Consider the following 19,809-nt stretch of genomic DNA (forward strand, 5'->3'; position numbering starts at 1 on the left):
TGCGCCCTGCGCCGACAGGTGAAAAATTCCAGCCACGGGAGCCTCAAGTTGCAATCACGACGGCATTTGCGCCTCCACTGCCTGCCTCGGGTTCCACGCGGCACCGCTCGCCGCAGACCGCCGCACCGGGCATGAGCACCGCCACCCACCCCGTCGTCAAGGGCCAGCGCGCCCTGCTGAGCTTCAGCGTCGAGGGGCTGCCGCCCCGCGAAGAGCTGCTGTTCAAGTCGCTGGTTCGCCTGCTGGACCATCGAACCCACCAGCACTGGGCCTGGCGAGCCGACCAGGCCGATCTCCGGGTCGTCGGCCAGGACGCCCCCGCCGACCCCAACGCCCCGCTCCACGCCGTGCCCGTGCTGGCCGTCGGCCAGGCCGATGCGCCGCGCGGCGGGTATTTCCTGGCGCTGCCGCTGCACGCCGAAGCGCTGGAAAGAACGCTCAACCAATTGGGTGCGATGGTCGTTCTCGCCCGCGAGCTCGGTCTGGCAGCGGCCGATGCGGCGCCGGCGGACGACGAGGAATTCCGCCTGCTGCGCTGGCCCCCGGTCGCCCTGCTCGAAACGCCGCACCGCATTCGCCTGGCCACGCTCATGACCGGACAGCCGACGTCGCTCGGCGTGCTGCGCCAGCGCTCGGGCCTCGCGGCGCAGGACTGCCTCGCGTTCATCGCCGACCTGCGCCGCAGCGGCCTGCTCGCGAACGTCCGCGAGGCGGTTCAGGTTCCACAGGCGGCACAGGTTGCCCAGCCCCCCTCCGATGCCCCACAGCCCACGGCCGCGGCGCCCGCCACGCCGCCAGCGCGTGACCCCGTGCAACCCGGCCTGCTGGCCCGCATCCGCATCCGGCTCGGCCTGCTGCCGGCAGGGCACCCATGACCGTCGAACACAAGATCCTCTTCACCGGCACCATGGGCGCCGGCAAGACCACCGCCATCGGTGCGGTGAGCGAGATCCCGCCGGTGAGCACCGACGTGCGCAACAGCGACACCTCGGTCGCCAAGGCCACCACCACCGTCGGGCTGGACTACGGCGAACTCACGCTCGACAACGGCGAGAAGCTGCGCCTGTACGGCACGCCCGGACAGATGCGCTTCGACTTCATGTGGCGCATCCTGGCGCGCGGCGCGCTCGGCGTGGTGGTGCTGATCGACAACAGCCGCCCCGACCCGCTGGCCGACCTGGACGTGTACCTCGACGGCTTTGCCGAACTCATCGCGCAGACCGCCTGCGTGGTGGCGGTAGGGCGCATGGAAGCGCACCCGCAGCCGGACATCGACGCCTACGCCCGGCGCATGCAGGCCAGGGGCGTGCTGTGCCCGGTGCTCGCGGCCAACGTGACCGACCCACGGCAAGTCGTTCAGCTGCTGGAGCTGCTCCTGCTCCAGCTCGAGGCCTGAACCCCCTCCCCTTCATTCCAGGGCAGCCATGAACATTTCTCCCCGCATCAAGCTCGCCGCCGAATCCGCCATCGACACGCTCATGCGCGAGATCAAGGGCGTGAAGGCGGTGGTCATCTCGACCGAAGACGGCCTGGAACTGGCCGCGCGCGCAGAGAACACGGCGCAGGTCTCGCGGCTCTCGGCCATTGCCAGTTCGCTGGCAGCACTGGGCGCCGTGGCCGGCGAAGAGAGCGACCTGGGCGACTGCGACAACGTGACCATCGAGGCCACCCACGGCCACATCCTCATGCTGCAGGCACGCCACCCCGAGATGACGCTGATCGTGAGCGTGGTCGCAGGCAAGGAAGCCATCATCGGCCAGGTCCTCTACTTCGCGAAGCAGGCCACGCTGTCGCTGCAGCAGGCCTGAGACGGCGCATGGCCGTCACCCGACCGGCATCGGTTCGACACCGGCAGCCGCCCACCCTTCGCCCGGGTGGCTGCCGACTTTCAGGGGCGAGGGACTACGAAAGGTTTCGATGGCAAACATCAAGCAATCCATGGACGACCTGATGACCTGCGACGGCGCCATGTGCGCCGCGCTGGTCGACTCGGGCAGCGGCATGATCCTGGGACAGATCGGGTCTGGCGTGGACCTCGAGGTGGCGGCCGCAGGCAACACCGAGGTGGTTCGCGCCAAGCTGCGCACCATGCGCGACCTGGGCCTGAACGACGTGATCGAAGACCTCCTCATCACGCTGGGCAAGCAGTACCACATCATCCGCCCGATGCAGAAGAAGGAAGGCCTGTTCGTCTACCTCGTGCTGGACAAGGCCAAGTCGAACCTGGCCATGGCGCGCCGCAAGACGCTGGACGTCGAGCAGAACCTGGCGGTCTGAGCCGCCCTGCCGCACTCCACGTCAGCGGCGGCTCAGACCTGGCCGCCGCGCGGCTGCATCAGCGTGTTCGACGGCAGCGTCTCGTCGAGCAGCTTGCGCGCCGTCTCGATGCCCGCCACCGGCAGCAACTTGGCATCGAGCAGACCGACCTGCACCAGCACGCTGGCCTGGTCCCAGTAGATGTGCTCGTGGTAGAGCTTGTCGCCGCGGAACTTGATGACCGCCAGCAGCGGCACTTCCACGCGCTTGCCGGTGGGTGCCACGCCCGGCAGCATCCACGGGATCTCGGTGGTGTGGGTGAAGGAGAACAGCATCTCGTCGACCACCTGCGTGGCGCCCACCGTGCGCGAAATCGGCACCAGCGCGGTGTCGGGCGGGTTGCTGTTGACGAAGTGGTTCGTATAGAACGCGTGCAGGTCCTTGTAGCCCACGCCGCCGGTCATGGTGGGGATGTGGTTGACGTAGGGCTCGGCCACCATGGTGCCCATGGTGTCGTCGACGTTGCGGGTGCCGAACTCGTACTCGCAGTGCTTGTCCCACAGCGCCGACAGGTCGTAGTGCGGGCCGATGGCGCCCTTCAGCGTGGCGATGCTGCGCTCGTGCGCCATCAGCGCCGAGGGCTTGTGAAAGTGCTCGCCGCCGGTGCGCGCGAAGGCGTGGTCCATGCCGGGGTACACGTACAGCGCCACACCCGGGCGGCCCTTGAGCGTGGCGACGATGCGCTCGCGTGCTTCGGGTGGGCAGAATTTGTCGAGCTCGGCGACGTGCAGCGTCAGCGGGCACTTGATCTTGTCGGCCTCGTCCAGCGCGGCGTCGATGCCCACGCCGTAGTAGCCGACCGCGGCGTCCGCATCCGTGCGGCAGGCGGCCAGGTAGGCCAGCTTGCCGCCGAGGCAGAAGCCGAGCACGCCGACTTTGTTTTCAGGCACTTCGGCGCGGGCGCGCAGCGTGTCGATGGCGCTCTGCATGTCCTGCATGCCCTTAGCCTCGTCGAAGCCGCCGTAGAGCGCGAAGGCGCGCTGCCAGTCGGCTTCGCTGTAGCCGAGCTCCACGCCGGGCTCCTGGCGCCAGAACAGGTCGGGCACCAGCACCACGTAGCCTTCTTCGGCGTAGTAGTCGGCCACCTCGCGCATGGTGTGGTTCACGCCGAAGATTTCCTGCGCGATCACCAGGCCCGGGCCGCTGCCCGAGCGGGGCAAGGCCAGGTAGCCGCTGAAACTGCCGCTGCCGTCCGCGGCCTCGATGCGGATGCGCTGTCCGTGGGCCGTTGTCTGTTCCTGCATGGGGTGTTCTCCGATCGATGGATTGAAAGGGCTCGTCAGCGTTCTCACTGGGCGCATTCCGGATGCCGGGTCGTCACCTGGTAGCAGCCCGAGTGAAACACCAGCGGCTCGCCGTCGAAGCGATCGTAGCGCTCGACCTCTCCGATGAAGATCAGGTGGTCGCCGCCGTCGTACTGCTTCACGTTGCGGCACACGAACCGCGCGATGGCCCCGTTCAGCAGCGGCACGCCGGCCGTGCCGTCGCAGCAGTCCACACCGTCGAACTTGTCGGGCTGCGGTGTGGAGAACTGGCGCGACAGGCGGTGCTGGTGCGCCGCCAGCACGTTGATCGCGAAGTGGCTCGCACCGGTGAAGTCTGCCACGCTGGGCGCGTGGCGCGCAAGGCTCCACAGCACCAGCGGCGGCTCCAGCGAGACCGACGAGAACGAGTTGGCCGTCATGCCCACGCGCCGGCCGTCGCTCGCGCGCGTGGTGACGACCGTGACGCCGGTGCTGAACCGGCCCAGCGCCTTGCGGAAATCCTGCCGGTCGAAGCGCTCGGGCGCTGCGATGGTGCTTGCGCGCGTCATGCAGCCTCGGCCCAGGTCTCGATGTAGCGGTCGGCCTCGACGGGGTCGGCGAACCACGGGAAGAAGGTGCGCGGATCGTCGAAGCCGTTGGCAATGGCGCTGGCCAGCGGCGGCACCGCGCCCGCCGTGCCCAGCAGCTTGAGCACGTGGTCCGGCGGCGGCATGAGCAGCATATTGGTCCACTGCGTGACCCATTGCGAATAGCCGAACCAGTAGCGGTCGAAGGTCTGCTGCATCCATGCGGCGTCGCCCATGCCCTCGCCGCGCGCAACGATGCTCTTGAGGTACACGTCAGCGCACTTGGCCGCGTTGTTCGAGCCCTGGCCGGTGATGGGGTCGTTGAGCACCACCACGTCGGCCAGCCCCAGCACCTTGCGGCCCGACGGCAGCGTGGCCACGGGCTTGCGCACCGTGGGCGCGAAGCGGCCCGCGAGGATGCCGTTGTCGTCGGTGAGTTCGATGTCGCGGCAGCGCTCGGCCTCCCACGGCACGAAGGTGTCGAGCACCCACTTGCTGCGCGCCAGGTGCTCCTGCGGTGTCTTCACGTCGGCCCAGCAGTCGATCGGACCGCCGGGCACGCCTTCGAACACCATGATCTCGCACGGGCCCGAGGTGGTCAGCGCGGGAAAGACGAAGTACTCGCCCACGCCCGGAATCAGGTTGAAGCTCACGCGCGAGAAGGGCTCGGCGGGCTTCATGCCCTTCACGTAGGTGAGCGCGAGCGCGCGCTGCGGCGCGTCGAAGCGCGACTTGTGCGTATCGCGCTCGAAGAGCTTCGAGATCTCGCCCTTGCCGCTCGCCACCAGCGTGAGGTCGTGGCTGAGGGTGCAGGCCTCCAGCTCGTCGATGTCCGCGTCCTTGAACACCAGCTCGCCGCCCTTCTTCTGAAACTCGGCCATCCACGCCGGGATCTTCACGCGCTGGTCGACCGACTGCGCGCTCGAATGCAGCCGCGCCGCCCAGTCGATGGCCTTGGCGCCCTTCTGCTCGGGGTGCGGCACCGCCAGGCCAATGCCGTCCACCGTGGGGCATTCCTTGGCCCAGTGGTCCAGCCCCAGGTCGCGCTCGATCTGCAGCGAGGTGTGGAACATGCACTGGCTCGACATCACCTTGCCGCGGCGGATGTCTTCCCCCGTGCGGTTGCTGAACATCGTGACCTCGTAGCCCGCGCCCAGCAGCCCGAGTCCCAGTTGCAGGCCCGACTGGCCCGCGCCGACGATTGCGATACGTTTCATTGCCTTGGCTCCTTGATCAGTCCATCAATTGGGGAATGGCCGGTACGGCCTGCTCGGGGCCCATGGCGGAGTAGCCGCCGTCCACCGCGTAGTCCGCGCCGGTCACGAAGCTCGCGTGGTCCGAGCACAGGAACAGCACCACCTGCGCCACCTCGTCGGGGTCGCCGACGCGCCCCAGCAGGTGGAAAGGCGCGGCCACGCGGTCGGTCTTGGCGCGGTCGCCACCGCTCAACTTGTCCATCACGGCGGACCAGGTCCAGCCCGGCGACACGCTGTTCACGCGGATGCGGTCGGCCGCCAGGTCCATCGCCATGTTGCGCGTGAGCTGCGCCATGGCGGCCTTGCTGACCGGGTAGAGCCAGCGCCCCGTCTGCGCCACGCGCGACGAGATGCTCGTGAAATTGACCACCGCACCGCCGCCCGCGGCCACCATGTGCGGATGCACCGCCTGCAGCATGGCCACGGCGCTCGCGACGTTCACGTTGAACGAGGTGAGCCAGTCGGCGCGCGGCGACTTGAAGCCGTCGTCCACGTACGAGCAGGCGAGGTTCACCAGAAAGTGCACGCCGCCATGGTGCTGCACCGCCTGCGCCACGCAGGCCTCGACCTGCGCGTCGTCGGTGATGTCGGTGCGCACGAAGCGCACGCCGGCGCCAAGGGCATCCGCCAACGCCTGTCCGTTGGCTTCGTCGATGTCGGCAACGACGACCTTCACGCCGGCCGCGTGCAAGGCCCGCACCACGCCGGTGCCTATCAATGTGGCGCCGCCCGTGACGATGGCGCTCCTGCCTTCGAGTCCCTTGAACATGAGCTTGGCTCTCCTGGGTAGTGAACAGTGGCTGCAGGCCGGGGCGGCCTGTGGGACGTACGTTAGGCGCGCAGGGGCGGCTGTCGCATCCCGCAAGCGCAGGCGATGTCCCTGGCGCGCAGGTTTTTGCCGAGGGGCGATCCGAATTGTGGGCAGGGATGGTTTTTGCTACGGTGACCCCAACCCCCAGTCGTCCATGGAAACTGCCGTCACCACCCCAGGGCTGCCACTGCAGCGCTATCGCCTGTTCGAGAGCCACGACATGGACGAGGCGCGCGAGAGCGTGGCGCGGGTGTTTTGCCCGCACGGCCTGACCATGCTGCAGCCCCGCACCGAACTCGACGCCTGCCACCACAGTGCGCAGCTGCACCGCGACGTGAGCCTCAACTACGTGCAGTACGGCCCCGGCGTGCAGATCGACCCGGGCTACCTGCAGGACTTCTTCCTGTTGCAGATTCCGTTGCGCGGCGGCGCCAGCATCCGCTGCGGGGGCCAGCAGATCGACGCCACGCCCAGCCTGGCCTCGCTGCCCTCGCCCACCGAGCCGCTGTCGATGCGCTGGGCCGACGACAGCCCGCACCTCATCGTGCGGCTCGCACGCGCGGCGCTGCTCTCGCGGCTCGAGTCGCTGCTGCAGGCGCCGGTGAAGCAGGCGCTGGTGTTCGAGCTGGGCGTGCCGCTCGACAACCCCGCGCTCGCACCGCTGGTGCATTTCATCGACTACCTGCGGCTCACGCTCGACGCCGGCAATGCGCTGCACGCCGGCGGCCGCCTCGCCGAGCATGCCGAGGAGTACCTCATGTCGAGCCTGCTGATGTCGGCGGGCCACAACCATTCGCGTGCGCTGGCGGGCGACACGCAGCGCCAGCTGCTGCCGCGCGTGGTGCGCAAGGCGCAGGAGTACATGGCGGCGCATGCCGAGCAGCCGCTGTCGCTGGCCGACGTCTGCGGCGAGGTCGGGTGCAGTGCGCGCGCGCTGCAACTCGCGTTTCGCCAGCACGCGGGCCAGGGGCCGATGGAGTTCCTGCGCGAACTGCGGCTCGACCGCGTGCGCGAAGAACTGAAGGCCTCGGCGCGCGTGCCTGGCACGGGCGTGCGCGAAGTGGCGCAGAAATACGGCTTTCTGCACCTGGGGCACTTCGCGGCGCAATACCGCGCACGCTTCGGCGAACGGCCTTCGGAGACGCGCGAGCGGCTGGCTCCGGGCCACTGACCCGCCGCGCGGGGCGAGCGCTCGCCACGCAATGTTGGCGCAATGCCGGTTCGTAGCATCGCGCGTCTGGCGCGGGCTGCTTCGCATGGCAGCTCGCCACAGGGTTGCCAGCCCGACTTTGCGGACTCCCATGACCTTCACCCCTGCCCACACGCCACGTCATTCGACGTCCGGCGGCCTGCGCCGCATTGAACTCCTCGACGCGCTGCGCGGCTTCGCGCTGCTGGGCGCGTCGATGCTCGCGCTGCACCGCATCCCGCTGTTCGACGCGAAATCGGTGCTGCTGCTTGTCGTGCTCTTCGGCGTGGGCCGGGTGGGCGTGTTGCGGGAATCGGTGGCGCACCGGCGCTTCTGGCGCGGGTTGCTGGCCGTGAGCTTCGTCGTGACTGTGCTGCTCGTTCTTCGCCATGCCGGCGCCAGCACCTTGGCAGACCGCCTGCTGCTGCAGGCCGCATCGCTGGCCCAGGGGCTGTTCTGCATCGCCGCGTTCGTGCTGCTGTTCCAGCGCACCGCATGGCGGCGCCAGTTGCGCAAGCTCGCGCCGATGGGCCGCATGGCGTTCACCCACTGCCTTGCGCTGGCGCTGATCGGGCTGGTGATCGTCCCCCGGCTGGGCCTCGACGTGGGAAGCTTCGCGGGTGCTGCCATGCTCGGCGCAGGTGTCTTCGCGCTGCAGGCGATGGCGAGTTGCTGGTGGATGGCGCGCTTTCGACAGGGCCCGCTCGAGGGGGCATGGCAACGCCTGATCCTGGCCCGGCAGCGGCCGGTGCAGTGGCTCAGGGCCTTTCGGGGTTCCTGACACCCGGGCATCCGCACACGAAAACGGCCGCGCCCGCCGCGCAATCGGGCCATGGCCTACACGCGCCGCCGCAGCCCGATGACCCCACGCGCCGGCCCCGAGCGTAAGCTGAGCTACAACCCATTCAGTAACCCCGCAACCCGAACCCGAGGAGCGCACCCATGGCAGCCAATGCGAAAGTCACCGGAGATGTCGAATACAGAGCCGGCGACGGCCCCCTGATCCTCATTCCTCAAGGCCCTATCGAGGTGCAACTTGCACCTGACAGCGCCGTGTTGAGCTGGGGCGACGCCGGCAACATCCAGACGACGGCCATCCCCTTGTCCGAATACCAGCGCTACCTGGGCGAGGGCGTCATCAAGCCCGATTGACGCCGCGCATTGCGCACGCGCTGCGCCCGTGAAAAAACGGCCCGAAAGGGCCGTTTTTATTGGGTGCATGCACGGCCGCTGAGGCCGCGGCGCATCGCTTACTTCTTCTTGGCAGCGGCCTTCTTGGCGGGCGCTGCTGCCTTCTTGGCAGGCACGGCCTTCTTGGCTGCGGACTTGGCGGCCGGCTTCGCGACGACGGCCTTGTCAGCCTTGCGCTTGGCAGCCTTCGGGTCGACGGCGGCCTTGAAGGCGGCGCCCGGCACGAACTTCGGCACCTTCTGCGCGGCGATCTTGATCTTGGTACCGGCGCTGGGGTTGAAACCCGAGCGTGCGGCACGAGCGACTTGCTTGAAGGTGCCGAAGCCGACGATCTGCACGGGGTCGCCCTTCTTCACTGCGGCAACGATCGAGCCGGTGATGGTCTCGAGGATGCGCGCGGCTTCTGCCTTGCTGACGTTGTGGGCGGTTGCGATTTTTTCGACGAGTTCGATGCGGTTCAACTGAGTTCCTAATAGGTTTAATTTCGCCATGTTGCCTATGGCGGCGCAGCACGAATACAAGCTGCAAGCGGGGCGGAGTTTATTCGACTGCGAGAAGGCCTATGTAACGCGGCCACTTAAAATGGTATCGATGAGGCATTGAACAGGGGTTTCGTGAGCGTTGTGGACACCTGGCAAGGAGGGAAAGCTCCTCTGCATGCACGGTCCTTTGCGCTCGTGTCGCCTCCTCGTCAGTGCTGCAAGGTCATCGCCATCAGCATCGAGTTAAGGCGTCGACCAAAGTAGGCAAGCGAATCGTGGACCGCGCTCGCCTCATCCAACAGACGGCCACGCTAATCGGCTCCCTGCAGGCATGGCGGACAAAGGAAAATATGGGGGATGCGTGGCCGATCGTCGCGACAGCCAACAGCCGATTCCGAAAAGACAAAAGGGTTAGCAGACGAATCTGCTAACCCTTGTCGGAACTGGCGGAGTGGACGGGACTCGAACCCGCGACCCCCGGCGTGACAGGCCGGTATTCTAACCAACTGAACTACCACTCCTGGTAGACAACTTTCACTCGTTTTACCGAGCCAAGTGTTGCCACTTGTGCCTGAGTCACTTGCGTGAAACTGGCGACCCTACGGGGATTCGAACCCCGGTAGCCACCGTGAAAGGGTGGTGTCCTAGGCCTCTAGACGATAGGGTCAAAACCTTAGGAACCGTGCTGAGATCAGCACTTATCTTCTTCTCTCGACACTTTATGGTGGAGGTAAACGGGATCGAACCGATGACCTCTTGCATGCCATGCAAGCGCTCTCCCAGCTGAGCTATACCCCCTGTGGGTGTCGAGCCTCAAATTATAGCCCGTTTATCAGGCCTTTTTCAATCTTTCGATAACTTTTTCTTTCGAAAAAATCTCGAGGACTGCATCGAGGGACGGTGTCTGCGATGTTCCCATCACAAGCAAACGTACTGGCATCGCAAGCATCGGCATTTTCATGCTGTGCGCTGCGAGCACTTCCTTGATCATAACTGCGATTGAGGCCTTATCCCAGGTCGCCGTCATCAATTTTTCTGCCAATGTTGCAATCGCGGGCTTAACGGCCTCGGTGATGTGCTGTGCGCGGTCGGCTTCGGACACCGTGACGTCAGCGTAAAACGCAGCCGCCCAGTCCGCGAGAGCCACGGTCGTGTCGCAACGATCCTTGAAAAGCGTGCAGATCGCAGGCAAGCGCTCATCGGCCACGATGCCGCGCTTTTGCAACTGCGCCGCAACCAGCGGCGCGAGTTCATCGCCGTTCTTCGCCTTGATGTACTGCGCATTGACCCACGCCAGCTTTGCCGCATCCCACTGCGCAGGGCTCTTCGAGAGATGCGTGCCGTCGAACCAGCTCACCATCTGATCGCGTGTGAAGAGCTCGTCGTCGCCATGGCTCCAGCCAAGGCGCGCGAGGTAGTTCAGCATCGCTTCGGGCAGGTAGCCGTTCTCTTCGTAGGCAGTGACGCTCACAGCGCCGCGGCGCTTGGACAGCTTTTGTCCGTCGTCGCCAAGAATCACCGGCACATGGCCGAACTCGGGCAACGGCGCACCGAGCGCGCGGAAGATGTTGATCTGCCAGGGCGTGTTGTTGATGTGCTCGTCGCCGCGGAACACGTGCGTGATGTTCATGTCCCAGTCGTCGACCACCACGGCAAAGTTGTACGTCGGCACACCGTCGGGCCGCAGGATGATCAGGTCGTCGATCTCGCGGTTGTTGATGGTGATCTCGCCCTTGACGAGGTCGTTCCACGTCACGTCGCCTTCGGGCGGATTGCAGAAGCGCACCACCGGCGGCACGCCTTCAGGCACGGGTGGCAGCACCTTGCCCGGCTCGGGACGCCAGCGGCGGTCGTACAGCGTCTTCTCGCCGCGCTCGCGTTGCGCTTCGCGCATGGCGTCGAGCTCTGCGGGCGTGCAGTAGCAGTGGTAGGCCGTGCCTGCGGCGAGCATCTGGGCGATGACTTCGCGGTAGCGCTCCAGGCGCTGCATCTGGTAGATCGGGCCTTCGTCGTAGTCCAGGCCGAGCCAGTGCATCGACGCCAGGATCTGGTCGGTCGAGTCCTGCGTGGAGCGGGCCACGTCGGTGTCTTCGATGCGCAGCACGAACTCGCCGCCGTGGTGGCGTGCATAGGCCCACGAATAAAGCGCGGTGCGGGCCGTGCCCAGGTGAAGGAAGCCGGTGGGAGACGGTGCGATGCGGGTGCGAACTTTGCCGGTCATGAAATCGATTCAGGTATTCAGTGTGCTCAGGCCACGAAGACCTCTTGAGAGGTCGGCCGTGATGTCGTCGATGTACTCGAGGCCGACCGCGAGGCGGATCAACCCCTGGCTGATGCCGGCCGCCTGGCGCTGCGCTTCAGTGAGGCGGCCGTGCGACGTCGTGCCGGGGTGCGTGATGATGGACTTGGTGTCGCCCAGGTTGGTGGCGATGCTGACCACGCGCGTGCTGTTGATCACGTGGAAGGCGTTGGCGCGTGCGGCTTCGGGCGTGTCACCGACCAGGTCGAACGACACCACCGCCCCGCCCTGCCCCGACTGCTGGCGCATCGCCAGTTCGTGCTGCCCATGCGACGCGAGACCCGGGTAATAGACGCGCGCGATGCCGGGCTGCTTCTCGAGCCACTGCGCCACGGTCAGCGCATTCGCGCACTGCGCCTGCATGCGGATGCCGAGCGTTTCCATGCCCTTGAGCACGACCCACGCATTGAACGGCGACAGCGCCATGCCGGCGGTGCGCACCACAGGGCCGAACACGTCGACGATGAGCTTGGACGGCCCGCAGATCGCGCCGGCCATCACGCGGCCCTGGCCGTCGAGGTACTTGGTGCCCGAATGAATGACGAGGTCGGCGCCCAGTTCGGTGGGTCGCTGCAGGATCGGCGTGCAGAAGCAGTTGTCCACCGCCAGCAGCGCGCCCGCACCATGCGCCAGGTCGGCCAGCGCCCGGATGTCGCACACCTCGGTGAGCGGATTGGTCGGCGTTTCGGCGAACAGCAGCCTGGTGTTGGGCTTCATCGCGGCGCGCCATTCGCCCACGTCGGTCTGCGACACGAAAGTGGTCTCCACGCCGAACTTGGCGAACTCCTTGCCGAACAGGTTCAGCGTGGAGCCGAACACCGAGCGCGAGCAGATCACGTGGTCGCCGGCCTTCAGCAGGCCCATGCACATCATGAGGATGGCGCCCATGCCGGTCGAGGCGCCGATGGCGGCCTCGGTGCCTTCGAGCGCCGCCAGGCGTTGCTCGAAGCTCGTCACCGTGGGGTTGGAGGTGCGCGAGTAGGTGAAGCCCGCCTCGGTGCCCGCAAAGCGGCGCGCCGAGGTTTCGGCGTCGGGCTGCACAAAGCCGCTCGTGAGGAACAGCGCTTCGGAATGTTCGCCGTACTGGCTCGGCGCCAGCCCGCTGCGCAGCGCGAGCGTGTCGCGGTGCAGGCCGGGCGGCAGGGTTCGTTCGTCGGTCACTTCGACACTCACTCGCTGAAGTTGGGCAGTGCGAGGCGCGAAGAGTCTTCTTCGGTCTCTTCGATGCGGGGACGGTTGCCGTTCATGCGCGAGATGGCTTCGGTGTCGATGTCGCCGGTCACGTACACGCCGTCGAAGCACGAGGCGTCGAAGCCGTCGAGCTTGGAGTTGAGCGAGCCGATGGCGCGCTTCATGGCGTCGACGTCCTGGTAGATCAGCGCGTCGCAGCCGATCAGCTGGCGGATCTCTTCGATGGTGCGGTCGTGCGCCACCAGTTCACCCTTGGTCGGCATGTCGATGCCGTAGACGTTGGGGTAGCGCACCGGCGGCGCGGCGCTGGCGAGGTACACCTTGCGGGCACCGGCGTCGCGCGCCATCTGAACGATCTCCTGGCTGGTGGTGCCGCGCACGATCGAGTCGTCGACCAGGAGCACGTTGCGGCCCTTGAATTCGCTGGCGATCACGTTGAGCTTCTGGCGCACCGACTTCTTGCGCACGCCCTGCCCCGGCATGATGAAGGTGCGGCCCACGTAGCGGTTCTTCACGAAGCCTTCGCGGTACGGCACGCCCAGCAGGTGCGCGAGCTGGGTGGCGCTCGGGCGGCTCGATTCGGGGATAGGAATGATCACGTCGATCTGGTTCGGCGGCACGGTGGACACCACGCGTTTGGCCAGCGTTTCGCCGAGGTTCAGGCGCGCCTGGTAGACCGAGATGCCGTCGAGCACCGAGTCCGGACGCGCGAGGTACACGAATTCGAAGATGCAAGGGTTGAGCGACGGCGATTCGGCGCACTGCATCGAATGCACCTTGCCCTCGAGGTCGATGAACACCGCCTCGCCGGGCGCGATGTCACGCTCGAACACATGGCCGGAGCCTTCGAGCGCGACCGATTCGCTGGCCACCATGACGGCGCCGTCGGCGCTGCGGCCCATGCACAGCGGGCGAATGCCGTACGGGTCGCGGAAGGCGAGCAGGCCGTGGCCGGCAATGAGCGACACCACGGCGTACGAGCCGCGCAGGCGCTTGTGCATGTTCTTGACCGCGGCAAACACCTCGGCCGGGTGCAGCGGCACGCCGCGCGACGAGCGCTCCAGCTCGTGCGCCAGCACGTTGAGCAGCACTTCGGAGTCGCTCTCGGTGTTGGTGTGGCGGTGGTCGGTGGAGAACAGCTCCGAACGCAGCGCATGGGCGTTGGTCAGGTTGCCGTTGTGCACCAGCACGATGCCGAAGGGCGCGTTCACGTAGAAGGGCTGCGCCTCTTCCTCGCTGTACGCATTGCCGGCGGTCGGGTAGCGGACCTGGCCCAGGCCCACGTTGCCCGGCAAGGCGCGCATGTTGCGCGTGCGGAACACGTCGCGCACCATGCCCTTGGCCTTGTGCATGAAGAACTTGCGCTCAAGCAAGGTGACGATGCCAGCCGCATCCTGGCCGCGATGCTGCAGCAGCAGCAGTGCGTCATAGAGCAACTGGTTGACGGGTGCGTTGCTGACAACGCCGACGATTCCACACATGAACGATTCCTCTCAGGGCAGGTAGCTTGCCAACTTTTCAGGCAGCGCGGGTTTCAGGCCCTGCAATGCCGCATCGAGAACAACGGCGCTGCGCGATTCGTGCCACCAGGCACTGTCGCTCAACACCAGCAAATGAACAACAACGGCCAGCACGAGCAGGGCCACAGCACCCCGCGCCGCGCCGAACGCCGCTCCCAAAATCCGGTCCACCGGCCGCAGACCCACGACCGTGATCAGCTTTCGCGTCAGCGCGGCCACCAGGCCCACGCCGAACGCCACGGCCACGAACACCAGCACGAAGGCCAGCGGATAGCGCCACGCCGCCTGCGGATCGCCGAACGGCAACCATGCCGCCACACCGGAAGCCAGCCATTGGGCGGCGATGAAGGCGGCCACCCAGCCGATCAGCGAAATCACTTCGAACACCAGCCCGCGCATCAGGCCGAAGAGCATCGACACCCCGATGAGTGCGACGGCAATCCAGTCGAGCAAGGCCACGGCGACAGGCGGTGACGCTGGCTTACAACGTGAGGATCGCGGCCGCCAAAGACAAGCCCTTGACCTTCTCGGCGGCGCGGTCGGCCTCGGCACGCGAGGCGAACGGGCCGACACGCACACGCGTGCGTTCGCCGTCGGCCGTCTTGGCCACGTGCACATAGGTCTTCAGGCCGGCCCGCTCGAGCTTCTGGCGTACTTCGCGCGCCTTGTCCGCATCGGCGAACGCGCCGACCTGCACCACGAAGCGGCCGGCGGCTTCGTCGCCGGCCTTGGGTGCGGCGGCGGCAGCGGTCGCGGGCTTGCCTTCGAGCAGCGCACGGGCACGCGCGCCGTCGTCTGCGGTGGCAGCCGACTTGGGCTTTGGCTCGGGCTTCGGCTCAGGCTTGGGTTCCGGCTTGGGCTTGGGCTCGGGTTTGGGTTCAGGCTTGTGTTCGGGCTTCGGTTCCGGTTTCGGTTCCGGCTTGGGATCGGGCTTGCGTTCCACCGGGGCGGCCGGAGCGGGCGTGCTGGCGACCGGCTTGCCGGTATCGATCTCGGTGCCGTCGGCAGACTCGGTGATCATGCCGCCGGCCGAGGCCACGCGCGACGCGTTGTCGGGCGCGGCCGGGGCGGTGCTCGTCGCGGGCGCCGGCGTGGCAGGCACGGGCAGCGGCTTGACCTTGTTGCGGTCGGGAATCTCGATGGGAATGTCGACCGACACGGGGCGTGGCTGGGTGTCGAACAGCAGCGGAAAACCGATCACGCCGAGCAGCACCAGCACCGCGGCGCCGAGCAGCCGGTGGCGCGCACGCCGACGCATGGATTCGACACTTTCCGCCGGCACGGCAGCCGGTGCGCTGCGTCCTTCGTTGCCTTGTGGGCCGCGCGTGCGGAACTTGAAAAACGCCATGAAGTTCGATCCCTGGAGGAGTGCAGCGAGGTGTGCCCGATGGTGCCGGATGGGTGTGTGGACAGCCCGGCGATCAGCCGCCCGGCAGCAGGTGTTTGGCTTGCAGGCGGGGGGTGCCGTTTTCGAGCACGCCACCGACGGTGAAGAACGATCCGAAGACGACGATTCTATCAGCGGGGTCTGCGTGCTCGATGGCTGCGCGCAACGCGTCCATCGGGCCCGCATGCACGCTGCCGGAGGCATCGGCGCGCGTGTTCTGCGCCTGCCAGGCGGCCAGCAGATCGGCGCCCTTGGCCGCGCGCGGCGTGGGCAGGTCGGTGAAGTACCAGCGGTCGATCAGCGGCCCGATGCGCGCCAGGATCGGCGCGAGGTCCTTGTCCGCCATGACGCCGAACACGCCGTGCGTGGTCGGGTAGAAACCCATCGCGTCGAGGTTTTCGGCCAGTGCGGCCACGGCGTGCGCGTTGTGGGCCACGTCGAGCACCAGCGTGGGTTCGCCCGGCACGATCTGGAAGCGGCCCGGCAGCTCGACCATGGCCAGCCCGCTGCGCACGGCCTGCGCCGTGATCGGCAACTGGGGCCGTACCGCCTCGAGCGCCGCGAGCACGCCCGCCGCATTGATGAGCTGGTTGGCGCCGCGCAGCGCCGGATAGGCCAGCCCGCTGTAGCGCCGCCCGCGCCCCGACCAGCCCCACTGCTGCTTGTCGCCCGACACGTTGAAGTCCGTGCCGAAGCGCCACAGGTCGGCGCCGATGGCGTTCGCATGGTCGATCACGCTCTGCGGCGGCATCGGGTCGCTCACGATGGCGGGCTTGCCGGGGCGCAAGATGCCGGCCTTTTCGAAGCCGATGCTCTCGCGGTCGGGCCCGAGGTACTCCATGTGGTCGAGGTCGATGCTGGTGATGACCGCGCAGTCGGCGTCGATGATGTTGACGGCGTCGAGCCGCCCGCCCAGGCCGACTTCGAGGATCGCCACGTCGGGCTTTTCCTCGATCATGCAGTGCAGGATGCCGAGCGTCGTGAACTCGAAATAGGTGAGGCTCAATTCGCCGCGCGCCTGCTCCACCACTTCGAAGCTTGCTATCAATTTGGCAGCATCGACGGCTTCGCCCTTGAGCCGCAGCCGCTCCTCGAAGCGCACCAGGTGGGGCGAGGTGAACACGGCCGTACGGTAGCCCGCATGCGTCAGGATCGATTCGAGCATGGCGCAGGTCGAGCCCTTGCCGTTGGTGCCCGCCACCGTGATGACGGGGCAGCCGAAGCGCAGGCCGAGGCGCTGCGCCATCTCTTTGGCGCGCTCGAGCCCGAGCTCGATGTTCTTTGGGTGCAGTTGCTCGGCGCGAGCGAGCCAGTCGTTAAGGGTTTCCATGGAGGCGGGCATTGTCGCCGACCCGACGATCGCGGCATCATGGCGTCCATGACAACCCTATACGGCATCCCGAACTGCGACACCGTCAAGCGCGCCCGCACCTGGCTCGAAGAACACGGCGTCGCCTACACCTTCCACGATTTCAAGAAACAGGGCGTGCCCGAGGCCCAGCTCGACCAATGGCTGAAGAAGCCCGGCTGGGAGGCGCTGGTCAACCGCAAGGGCACCACCTGGCGCAAGCTGGACGAAGCCGCCCGCCAGGCCGTGGTCGACGCCGCGTCCGCCCGCCCGGTGCTGCTGGCCAACCCCAGCCTGATCAAGCGCCCCGTGGTCGACTGGGGTCCGAAAAAAGCGGTAACCACCGGATTCGACGCCGAAGCCTGGGCTGTCAACGCCGTGTAAACCCCGGAACCCGCCCGGTCGAAGCACCTCCAACCGCCATCCGCAGGAGAGACACACCATGAACAAACTCGCTTTTCGCACTCTCGCCGGCCTTTCCGTGGCCGGCGCACTCGCGGCGGGCACCGGCCTCGTGCATGCCCAGCCACAGGGACAGGTCGTCCAGGCGCGGGTGATCTCGGCCACCCCCCTCCGTGAAACCACCGGCAGCGACGTCAGCTACAACGTCACCTACGAGTACAACGGGCAGCAATACACCACCCGCATGAACAGCCGGCCCGGCGCGACCATCCCGATCCAGGCCAGCGGTTACGGCGTGACGACCTCGGCGGTGGCGCCGCAAGCGCAGGTGCAGACCTACCCGGTCGAGGCCAGCAACGGCGGCTATCCGCAGCAGTCCGGCGGCTCGCCCTGGGACAACGTGGTGCCCGAACCCGGCGTGGTGGTCGGCGCGGGCGGACCTCCTCCCGTCTACGTGCGGCCGGCGCCGGTGTACGCACCCGCCCCGGTCTACGTCGATCCGGGCTATGCCTACGGCTACCCTTACGTCTACCCGCCAGTCGGCATTTCGCTGAACCTGGGCTACTCGCGCGGCTGGGGTGGCGGCTATCGCGGGTACGGCGGCTACCGCGGCGGCTGGCACCGCTGAGCCGCCGGCCGGCCGCGCTGGCCGGCCCAGCCCCTAAAATCGAGGACTTTTCCAACCCTTGACGGGTGCGCCGCTGGTGCGGTGCGTCCTCGATTCGCCGACCGCCATGGCGCCGGCGCCACCCAATGACGACGACTACCGACACAATCAACAGCGCCACCGTGGCCACCAAGGCCAATGTGTACTTCGACGGCAAGTGCGTGAGCCACAACCTCACGCTGGCGGACGGCACCAAGAAATCGGTCGGCGTGATCCTGCCGTCCACCCTCACCTTCAACACCGGCGCCCCTGAAATCATGGAATGCGCCGGCGGCAGCTGCGAATACCAGCTTGCGGGCACCACCGAGTGGGTCGCCTCGGGCCCCGGCCAGAAATTCAGCATTCCCGGCAACTCGAGCTTCCAGATCCGCGTGAGCGGCGAGCCCTACAGCTACATCTGCCATTTTGGGTAAACCCCCAGGCTTCGCGCACTTCGTGTCGCTTCTCCACCCCCCTTGCAGGGGGCGATACCAGTGGCCCGGCGAAGCCGGTTCCACGGTATCCACGGCACGGAGCGAGAGTCGTGCCACGAATGTCATGAACCATTGAACCGCGCCACCACCAACGGAACTCCCATCATGTCGACCATCCTCCAAAACGTTCCCGCCGGCCAGAAGGTCGGCATCGCCTTCTCGGGCGGCCTGGACACCAGCGCGGCGCTCCACTGGATGCGCAACAAGGGCGCCATTCCCTACGCCTACACCGCCAACCTCGGCCAGCCCGACGAGCCCGACTACGACGAGATCCCGCGCAAGGCGATGCTCTATGGCGCCGAGAACGCCCGCCTGATCGACTGCCGCGTGCAGCTGGCCAACGAAGGCATCGCCGCACTGCAGGCCGGCGCCTTCCACGTGACCACCGCCGGCGTGACCTACTTCAACACCACGCCGCTGGGCCGCGCGGTGACGGGCACCATGCTGGTGTCGGCCATGAAGGAAGACGACGTCCACATCTGGGGCGACGGCAGCACCTACAAGGGCAACGACATCGAGCGCTTCTACCGCTACGGCCTGCTGACCAACCCCAACCTGAAGATCTACAAGCCCTGGCTCGACCAGGTCTTCATCGACGAGCTCGGCGGCCGCACCGAGATGTCCGAATTCATGCAGAAGGCCGGCTTCGCCTACAAGATGTCGTCCGAGAAGGCCTATTCGACCGACTCGAACATGCTCGGCGCCACCCACGAGGCCAAGGACCTCGAGCACCTGAACAGCGGCATCCAGATCGTGCAGCCCATCATGGGCGTGGCCTTCTGGAAGGACGAGGTCGAGGTCAAGCGCGAAACGGTGTCGGTGCGCTTCGAAGAAGGCGTGCCCGTTGCGCTGAACGGCGTGCGCTATTCGAACCTGGTCGAGCTGATCCTGGAAGCCAACCGCATCGGCGGCCGCCACGGCCTGGGCATGAGCGACCAGATCGAGAACCGCATCATCGAGGCCAAGAGCCGCGGCATCTACGAGGCCCCGGGCCTGGCGCTGCTGTTCATCGCCTACGAGCGACTGGTCACCGGCATCCACAACGAAGACACCATCGAGCAGTACCGCGACAACGGCCGCCGGCTGGGCCGCCTGCTGTACCAGGGCCGCTGGTTCGACCCGCAGGCCATCATGCTGCGCGAGACGGCGCAACGCTGGGTGGCGCGCGCCATCACCGGCGAAGTGACGGTCGAGCTGCGCCGCGGCAACGACTACTCGATCATGAACACCGAGTCGGCCAACCTCACGTACAAGCCCGAGCGCCTGAGCATGGAAAAGGTCGAAGGCGCGTTCACGCCGCTGGACCGCATCGGCCAGCTCACCATGCGCAACCTCGACATCGTCGACACGCGCGAAAAGCTGGCGATCTACACCCGCGTCGGCTTGCTGACGTCGAGCGAAGGCGCGTCGCTGCCGAAGCTGACCAACGACGGCCAGGACAGCTGA

Annotated in this window: 22 protein-coding genes and 3 tRNA genes; 11 read left to right on the plus strand and 14 right to left on the minus strand. The window is 67.0% G+C overall.

Annotated elements, in window-relative coordinates:
* Positions 1 to 131: 131 nt before the first annotated feature.
* The 4 genes from ACSFBM_RS11900 to ACSFBM_RS11915 all read left to right on the plus strand — a co-directional run bounded on the left by ACSFBM_RS11900 (position 132) and on the right by ACSFBM_RS11915 (position 2,277).
* Positions 132 to 875: a hypothetical protein gene (locus ACSFBM_RS11900; RefSeq protein ID WP_435484525.1), complete on the plus strand. Its 744-nt coding sequence runs from the start codon at positions 132 to 134 to the stop codon at positions 873 to 875.
* Positions 872 to 1,396 (plus strand): GTP-binding protein, encoded by a 525-nt coding sequence (locus ACSFBM_RS11905; protein ID WP_435436338.1) that lies wholly within the window; start codon positions 872 to 874, stop codon positions 1,394 to 1,396. The genes ACSFBM_RS11900 and ACSFBM_RS11905 overlap by 4 nt, the downstream gene beginning before the upstream one ends.
* A 28-nt stretch (positions 1,397 to 1,424) precedes the next feature.
* Positions 1,425 to 1,808, plus strand: coding sequence for a roadblock/LC7 domain-containing protein (locus ACSFBM_RS11910; protein WP_435484526.1), 384 nt, complete (start codon positions 1,425 to 1,427; stop codon positions 1,806 to 1,808).
* Positions 1,809 to 1,917: 109 nt separating this feature from the next.
* A complete protein-coding gene (locus ACSFBM_RS11915; RefSeq protein WP_435436336.1) occupies positions 1,918 to 2,277 on the plus strand; it encodes a hypothetical protein in 360 nt (119 codons plus the stop codon).
* A gap of 32 nt (positions 2,278 to 2,309) precedes the next feature.
* On the opposite strand, the gene ACSFBM_RS11920 is transcribed toward ACSFBM_RS11915, so the two are convergent.
* From ACSFBM_RS11920 to ACSFBM_RS11935, 4 genes are read right to left on the minus strand one after another with little or no spacing between them, the layout of a single operon-like run.
* Positions 2,310 to 3,560: a dienelactone hydrolase family protein gene (locus ACSFBM_RS11920; protein ID WP_435484527.1), complete on the minus strand. Its 1,251-nt coding sequence runs from the start codon at positions 3,558 to 3,560 to the stop codon at positions 2,310 to 2,312.
* Between the two features lie 44 nt (positions 3,561 to 3,604).
* Entirely contained in the window at positions 3,605 to 4,129 is a 525-nt protein-coding gene (locus tag ACSFBM_RS11925) for a flavin reductase family protein (RefSeq protein WP_435484528.1), read from the minus strand.
* Positions 4,126 to 5,364: a styrene monooxygenase/indole monooxygenase family protein gene (locus ACSFBM_RS11930; RefSeq protein ID WP_435484529.1), complete on the minus strand. Its 1,239-nt coding sequence runs from the start codon at positions 5,362 to 5,364 to the stop codon at positions 4,126 to 4,128. Before ACSFBM_RS11930 ends, ACSFBM_RS11925 begins: the two co-directional genes overlap by 4 nt.
* A 16-nt stretch (positions 5,365 to 5,380) precedes the next feature.
* The gene (locus ACSFBM_RS11935; RefSeq protein ID WP_435484530.1) at positions 5,381 to 6,172 is read right to left on the minus strand and encodes an SDR family oxidoreductase; all 792 of its coding nucleotides are present in this window, start codon (positions 6,170 to 6,172) and stop codon (positions 5,381 to 5,383) included.
* Positions 6,173 to 6,368: 196 nt separating this feature from the next.
* Between ACSFBM_RS11935 and ACSFBM_RS11940 the strand changes: the two genes are divergently transcribed.
* The 3 genes from ACSFBM_RS11940 (at position 6,369) to ACSFBM_RS11950 (ending at position 8,555) form a co-directional block, all read left to right on the plus strand.
* Positions 6,369 to 7,385, plus strand: coding sequence for an AraC family transcriptional regulator (locus ACSFBM_RS11940; RefSeq protein WP_435484531.1), 1,017 nt, complete (start codon positions 6,369 to 6,371; stop codon positions 7,383 to 7,385).
* A 130-nt stretch (positions 7,386 to 7,515) separates the two neighbouring features.
* Positions 7,516 to 8,184, plus strand: a complete 669-nt coding sequence (locus tag ACSFBM_RS11945) for a DUF418 domain-containing protein (protein ID WP_435484532.1) — start codon at positions 7,516 to 7,518, stop codon at positions 8,182 to 8,184.
* Positions 8,185 to 8,345: 161 nt separating this feature from the next.
* Entirely contained in the window at positions 8,346 to 8,555 is a 210-nt protein-coding gene (locus ACSFBM_RS11950; RefSeq protein ID WP_435484533.1) for a hypothetical protein, read from the plus strand.
* Positions 8,556 to 8,653: 98 nt separating this feature from the next.
* On the opposite strand, the gene ACSFBM_RS11955 is transcribed toward ACSFBM_RS11950, so the two are convergent.
* From ACSFBM_RS11955 to folC, 10 genes are all read right to left on the minus strand, one after another.
* The gene (locus tag ACSFBM_RS11955; RefSeq protein WP_435484534.1) at positions 8,654 to 9,085 is read right to left on the minus strand and encodes an HU family DNA-binding protein; all 432 of its coding nucleotides are present in this window, start codon (positions 9,083 to 9,085) and stop codon (positions 8,654 to 8,656) included.
* Positions 9,086 to 9,520: 435 nt separating this feature from the next.
* A tRNA-Asp gene (locus ACSFBM_RS11960) sits at positions 9,521 to 9,597 on the minus strand.
* Positions 9,598 to 9,667: 70 nt separating this feature from the next.
* Positions 9,668 to 9,743 (minus strand) — tRNA-Glu (locus ACSFBM_RS11965).
* Positions 9,744 to 9,798: 55 nt separating this feature from the next.
* A tRNA-Ala gene (locus tag ACSFBM_RS11970) sits at positions 9,799 to 9,874 on the minus strand.
* Between the two features lie 34 nt (positions 9,875 to 9,908).
* Positions 9,909 to 11,297: a glutamate--tRNA ligase gene (gltX, locus tag ACSFBM_RS11975; RefSeq protein ID WP_435484535.1), complete on the minus strand. Its 1,389-nt coding sequence runs from the start codon at positions 11,295 to 11,297 to the stop codon at positions 9,909 to 9,911.
* Positions 11,298 to 11,306: 9 nt separating this feature from the next.
* Complete coding sequence (locus ACSFBM_RS11980) at positions 11,307 to 12,536, minus strand: O-succinylhomoserine sulfhydrylase (RefSeq protein WP_435484536.1); 1,230 nt, start codon at positions 12,534 to 12,536, stop codon at positions 11,307 to 11,309.
* Between the two features lie 8 nt (positions 12,537 to 12,544).
* A complete protein-coding gene (purF, locus tag ACSFBM_RS11985; protein WP_435484537.1) occupies positions 12,545 to 14,047 on the minus strand; it encodes an amidophosphoribosyltransferase in 1,503 nt (500 codons plus the stop codon).
* A 12-nt stretch (positions 14,048 to 14,059) separates the two neighbouring features.
* Complete coding sequence (locus ACSFBM_RS11990) at positions 14,060 to 14,545, minus strand: CvpA family protein (protein ID WP_435484538.1); 486 nt, start codon at positions 14,543 to 14,545, stop codon at positions 14,060 to 14,062.
* Between the two features lie 22 nt (positions 14,546 to 14,567).
* A complete protein-coding gene (locus ACSFBM_RS11995; protein WP_435484539.1) occupies positions 14,568 to 15,434 on the minus strand; it encodes an SPOR domain-containing protein in 867 nt (288 codons plus the stop codon).
* A gap of 73 nt (positions 15,435 to 15,507) precedes the next feature.
* Positions 15,508 to 16,815, minus strand: coding sequence for a bifunctional tetrahydrofolate synthase/dihydrofolate synthase (gene folC, locus ACSFBM_RS12000; RefSeq protein WP_435484540.1), 1,308 nt, complete (start codon positions 16,813 to 16,815; stop codon positions 15,508 to 15,510).
* 36 nt (positions 16,816 to 16,851) lie between these two features.
* Between folC and ACSFBM_RS12005 the strand changes: the two genes are divergently transcribed.
* The 4 genes from ACSFBM_RS12005 (at position 16,852) to argG (ending at position 19,809) form a co-directional block, all read left to right on the plus strand.
* The gene (locus tag ACSFBM_RS12005; RefSeq protein ID WP_435484541.1) at positions 16,852 to 17,205 is read left to right on the plus strand and encodes an ArsC family reductase; all 354 of its coding nucleotides are present in this window, start codon (positions 16,852 to 16,854) and stop codon (positions 17,203 to 17,205) included.
* Between the two features lie 58 nt (positions 17,206 to 17,263).
* On the plus strand, positions 17,264 to 17,851 hold the full coding sequence (locus tag ACSFBM_RS12010) for a hypothetical protein (protein WP_435436321.1): 588 nt from the start codon (positions 17,264 to 17,266) through the stop codon (positions 17,849 to 17,851).
* 125 nt (positions 17,852 to 17,976) lie between these two features.
* Positions 17,977 to 18,303, plus strand: coding sequence for a pyrimidine/purine nucleoside phosphorylase (gene ppnP, locus ACSFBM_RS12015; protein ID WP_435436320.1), 327 nt, complete (start codon positions 17,977 to 17,979; stop codon positions 18,301 to 18,303).
* Positions 18,304 to 18,468: 165 nt separating this feature from the next.
* Positions 18,469 to 19,809 carry an argininosuccinate synthase gene (argG, locus tag ACSFBM_RS12020; protein ID WP_435436319.1) on the plus strand — a complete coding sequence of 447 codons (1,341 nt, stop codon included), beginning with the start codon at positions 18,469 to 18,471 and terminating at the stop codon, positions 19,807 to 19,809.

The organism is Variovorax pasteuri (assembly GCF_051216435.1).
Classification (GTDB): domain Bacteria; phylum Pseudomonadota; class Gammaproteobacteria; order Burkholderiales; family Burkholderiaceae_C; genus Variovorax.